Source organism: Calothrix sp. CBUCES-K 9914 (assembly GCF_059640475.1).
Genome location: NZ_JBXXZH010000377.1, coordinates 1 through 4,443, shown reverse-complemented (window position 1 = coordinate 4,443; position 4,443 = coordinate 1). Strand labels below are relative to the sequence as shown.

Genomic DNA, 4,443 nt, shown 5'->3' with positions numbered 1-4,443 from the left:
TGCCAGCAAGCAAGCACATGCAAGATATATGTGCGAGACACATGTGATTGCGATTGGGATTAGCCATATGATTTTACTATTTTACTGCCTTTCAGTTGCCGGAACAAGAACTGCATTATAATGAACGGCGCACTTCGGGAGCCTTTTACAGGATACAAACCTCGGATTGTATTTGGCGATAGCGCGCATTACTTGTTTGTAAAATAAAAATTAAATAAATATTTACTTGAGACTAATAGGCTAGCATAAGTCAAATCTCTGGTCAGGTAGTTGGACGCGCTTTCTCGCTCAGAATTTCAAGTACCTACGAGCCAGGAGTTGCCGAACTGCGTGTGCAACTGGGTTAGGGTCGAATCTACATTCAGTATGCGTCATAAAACACTATCGTCGGGAAAATTATAAAAAAGTGATAATTGTTTTCTAGACTCACAGGCGTTTAGTCCCCTAAAACTCTAATATAAATGAGGTGAATTCAAAAAGGACTAGTGGTTACACCGATGCGTGTCTTCGTGTTACTTTTTAATGCTCGAACTTCGGATGAGGGTATCCATACTATTCGGGTCGGCGACCGTAACAAGGTGCTGATGTTCGAGGAGAGTGATGATGCCGAGCGTTTTGCTATGCTGCTCGAAGCTCAGGATTTTCCCACACCTACTGTGGAGACAATTGATTCCCAAGAAATTGAAGAATTTTGCTCTTCGATGAATTACGACTGGGAAATTGTGCCTGCGAATGGAGCTTTAGCAATTCCCCCCGAAATAAATGTGGAAGAAACCGACTGGAACCCAGATGCTGAAGATAATGTAAGCAAAAATACTAATGCTCGCAGTCAACAGCAACAATCTGATGTAGAAGAAGTTCCCGATAGCGAACTGGACAGTATTCGGCGTCGGCTGGAAGGTTTGTTATGAATCTAAATGGATAATTGGCTAAATAGATAATTGGGAATGAGGATAATTCCCAATTGTCTAAAAAAGTTATTTAAGGAAAAATCACAATGACAAATTTACAGGAACGTGGGCATTTATTGACGGAGCAAGTAAACGAGTCTAGTTTAAATTTAGACCAGCTTAGTTCGCTCGAATTGGTAGAGTTATTTAATACAGAAGATCAAAAAACGATTGATGCGATAGCAGCAGCTAAACATGAGTTAGCAGAAGCAATTGAGCGTATAGCAGCAGGTTTAAGTTTAGGCGGGCGCCTGTTTTATATTGGAGCGGGTACTTCAGGAAGGTTAGGGGTATTAGATGCAGCAGAATGTCCACCAACTTTTTGCACACCTCCCGAACTGGTGCAAGGGATAATAGCGGGTGGTGCGGGTGCATTAGTTCGTAGTTCGGAAGATTTGGAAGACCGTGCAGAAGATGGGGAAACTGCGATGGTCGAACGTAATGTAGGTAAAAACGATGCAGTTGTCGGTATTACTGCTGGTGGTACTACTCCGTATGTTCATGGTGCTATTCAAGCTGCAAAAACACGCGGCGCCACTACCATATTTATAGCTTGTGTACCAGCAGAGCAAGTAAAAGTAGATGTTGACGTTGATATTCGCTTATTAACGGGGCCTGAAGTATTAGCAGGGTCAACTCGTTTGAAAGCAGGTACAGTAACAAAATTGGCTTTAAATATCCTTTCTACAGGTACAATGGTGCGTTTGGGCAAAGTGTACGGCAACCGTATGGTAGATGTTGCTGTAACAAATAATAAACTGCGTGACCGCGCGTTACGAATACTTCAAGACTTAACAGGTTTAGGTCGCGATGCTGCAAATACATTGCTTGAAAATAGCGGTAAATGGGTAAAGCTTGCAATATTAATGCACTCAACTGGCTTAGATAAACAAGCAGGAGAAGAATTATTATTAAAATATCAAGGTAATTTGAGAGCCGCAATTAATAATTTTCAAAGCTTAAATAAACCCGTAGGATAGGCGTCTCGCCTGTCCTACAATAATGTGATTAAAACCGTAGCATAAGCCTTCGAGAGCCTGTGCAGTTCAATTTTTTATTTGACCACAGAGACGGGAGTTGGCAACGGATTACAAACGGATGTAACGGATGATTTATTCCTCTTACGAGCGTGTCCAAAGTGCCTAATAAGGTAATAACCTTTATAGAAATATGGCAAAATCAAAATTTAAGTTGGTTTGGTTTTTAATATTAGGGCTACTAGTTCATATCATAAGTTTTGGTGGTATAAAAATATTCGTCGGCTCATGGCGTCTCGCTTGACCTTCGCACAGGCGGGACGCCTATGATTAATATTACGCTTGATTACCTACGCTTAACAGGCTGTAAGTAGGTTGGGTGGAGCCAGAGCGCGTAACCCAACACAACATTCTCAGATTAATGATAATATTGAATATCCATTAATCATGAATAGCAACTGATAAATTCTCTATATACCCAACCCCATTCTCGATATTGTCCATTGTGATATCCTCCAATTTGTGCCCAAGGACGACCTTTACTATCGGTACTTATTTCTAAAATTTCAACTTGTTTACCATTTTTGAGTTGATTTATTACTTTTCCATTTGGGCGGTCACGAACATTTAATGGAGTTCCAGTAGGGTCTGTAACTTTGCATATACCGTTGTTTTGTGCTTTGACTGTATTAATATAATTTAAAAGAACAGCGGGTATCAAAAGCCCAACGCAAAGTGCAAGAGCGGCAATTTTAGTTCTCATTTTTTGGCAAATTTATTATTAAATTAGATGAAATTAATCTATTTTAAGAACTAAGTATGTGGCCAACTTGCGAGAAAACACTTATTTTTATATGGAGAAATAAAATCTCATCTCAAAGTTTTTTCAAGGTACTTATTATATAGCAGTCCGCGCATCATTCGGAAAATCCGCGCGTTGTAAAGACGCGACATGTCGCGTCTCTACATCTATCGATATCGAACCTTTGTGAAAAACTAGAGGTGGTGCCCAAAAAGCACTACTAACACAACCAGAATACCAAAACCCCTTCTTTTGGGCGCCGTACATCTTGGTAGGCAACTGGTTGTAAAACTTGTGGGATGGGCGCCCGCCCATTGGTGTCAAGTTAAGGTTGGCGCCCATACGTCAACGATAGGTTTTGTGATGAACGAGGTATAAACATGAACTTTTTGCAAAATTTTATACTTAAGCTGCAAGCGATGCAGATAAAAAAAGTACTAATAGCCGCTCTTCAAGTTCATTTTTTGTTCCTTTCAAACGCAAATTTTAAGCATAAATCCTTATTGACGTAGTAGGTTTTAGCTTAACTTGACGCTAATGGCGCCCGCCACGTGCCCCGTCCCAGTTGTAAGTTGGCTTCACTACTGCGGAACTCTATCATCAACTCTGTTCACTAAACGACGTAGAGACGCTCTGAGTATCATTTAACTCACTAAAGTTGTTAATTTTGACTTCATTATCTGCAAAACGTGCGACTATTTCAAGTTCGCCTCCCATTGCTTGGATAACCTGACGTAAATGACTAATGTACATATCGGCACGTTTTTCTAAACGTGAAATAGCAGGTTGTTTTACTTGTAATTTTTCGGCTAGCTCTGTCTGAGATATTTTCAAAGCTTGGCGTAATTCATGTATTGCCATTTCTTTTTCTAATTGTGCTGTTTTCGCTGCTATTTTTGCTTTTCTTTCAGCAGAAAAATTCTGAGTAAGTCGCGAAAATTTGTGATGTCCTGTCATATCAAACCTTACTAGCTCATCTTGTACATTTATTTACATAAATATTTTACGTAATTATACTGAAGTAATTTTACGGTTAAGTGCTTTTAAATGATGAAAGTAAAAAGAAAAATCAAGTTTTTCGAGGGTTTACGCCCTGAATCAGTATATGCTGGCGATTAGTAGGTGCTGAAAATTGAGATCAATAATTATCTTAACATTGAGTGGCTCGCTTGCTTTTTTTGGGAACAGCGCCATAGCTCAAGTCACTCCCGCAATTATCCCAGATAATACACTCGGCGCCGAAAGCTCGCAGATAAAGCCAACAAAACCTGATGTAGACCAGATTAATGGTGGCGCCATTCGTGGTATGAATCTTTTTCATAGTTTTCAGGAGTTTAATATTGATCAAGGGCGCGGCGCCTATTTTAGTAACCCGACTGGCATTGAGAATATAATTAGCCGGGTAACAGGAACAAACACATCTAAGATTTTGGGGACTTTGGGTGTGCTAGGGAAAGCGAACCTCTTTTTTATCAACCCCAACGGTATTATTTTTGGCGCAAATGCCAAGTTGGATATTAATGGTTCGTTTGTAGCTAGCACCGCAAGCAGTATTAATTTTGCGGATGGAATAAAATACAGTGCTGTAAACCCGCAAGCATTACTAACAATTAAAGTTCCTATCGGTTTACAGTTTGATGATATGCCTGGAGCTATCAGCTTGCAAAATGCACGTTTGGAAATGCAGTCTGGTAAAACCTTAGCGTTAGTGGGT

General features: G+C 40.0%; 6 protein-coding genes. 3 read left to right on the top strand and 3 right to left on the bottom strand.

Features of this window, described 5'->3' with window-relative positions; translation table 11 throughout:
- Window positions 1-497 precede the first annotated feature (497 nt).
- The gene (locus AC2JBO_RS41720; protein ID WP_496959505.1) at window positions 498-911 is read left to right on the top strand and encodes a DUF3110 domain-containing protein; all 414 of its coding nucleotides are present in this window, start codon (window positions 498-500) and stop codon (window positions 909-911) included.
- 86 nt (window positions 912-997) lie between these two features.
- Window positions 998-1,930 (top strand): N-acetylmuramic acid 6-phosphate etherase, encoded by a 933-nt coding sequence (murQ, locus tag AC2JBO_RS41715; protein WP_496959504.1) that lies wholly within the window; start codon window positions 998-1,000, stop codon window positions 1,928-1,930.
- 442 nt (window positions 1,931-2,372) lie between these two features.
- Here murQ and AC2JBO_RS41710 read toward each other — a convergent pair whose 3' ends face one another.
- The 3 genes from AC2JBO_RS41710 to AC2JBO_RS41700 all read right to left on the bottom strand — a co-directional run bounded on the left by AC2JBO_RS41710 (window position 2,373) and on the right by AC2JBO_RS41700 (window position 3,686).
- Window positions 2,373-2,690 (bottom strand): SH3 domain-containing protein, encoded by a 318-nt coding sequence (locus tag AC2JBO_RS41710; protein WP_496959503.1) that lies wholly within the window; start codon window positions 2,688-2,690, stop codon window positions 2,373-2,375.
- 135 nt (window positions 2,691-2,825) lie between these two features.
- Entirely contained in the window at window positions 2,826-3,071 is a 246-nt protein-coding gene (locus tag AC2JBO_RS41705) for a hypothetical protein (protein ID WP_496959502.1), read from the bottom strand.
- Between the two features lie 258 nt (window positions 3,072-3,329).
- A complete protein-coding gene (locus AC2JBO_RS41700) occupies window positions 3,330-3,686 on the bottom strand; it encodes an XRE family transcriptional regulator (RefSeq protein WP_496959501.1) in 357 nt (118 codons plus the stop codon).
- A gap of 175 nt (window positions 3,687-3,861) precedes the next feature.
- Here AC2JBO_RS41700 and AC2JBO_RS41695 point away from each other — a divergent pair.
- Window positions 3,862-4,443 (top strand): filamentous hemagglutinin N-terminal domain-containing protein (locus tag AC2JBO_RS41695; protein ID WP_496959500.1); only part of this gene is annotated, 582 nt, incomplete at its 3' end.

Coding starts and splice junctions, on each gene's coding strand:
- AC2JBO_RS41720 (WP_496959505.1), top strand. CDS start 498: ATGCGTGTCTTCGTGTTACTTTTTAATGCTCGAACTTCGGATGAGGGT.
- murQ (WP_496959504.1), top strand. CDS start 998: ATGACAAATTTACAGGAACGTGGGCATTTATTGACGGAGCAAGTAAAC.
- AC2JBO_RS41710 (WP_496959503.1), bottom strand. CDS start 2,690: ATGAGAACTAAAATTGCCGCTCTTGCACTTTGCGTTGGGCTTTTGATA.
- AC2JBO_RS41705 (WP_496959502.1), bottom strand. CDS start 3,071: ATGGGCGCCAACCTTAACTTGACACCAATGGGCGGGCGCCCATCCCAC.
- AC2JBO_RS41700 (WP_496959501.1), bottom strand. CDS start 3,686: ATGACAGGACATCACAAATTTTCGCGACTTACTCAGAATTTTTCTGCT.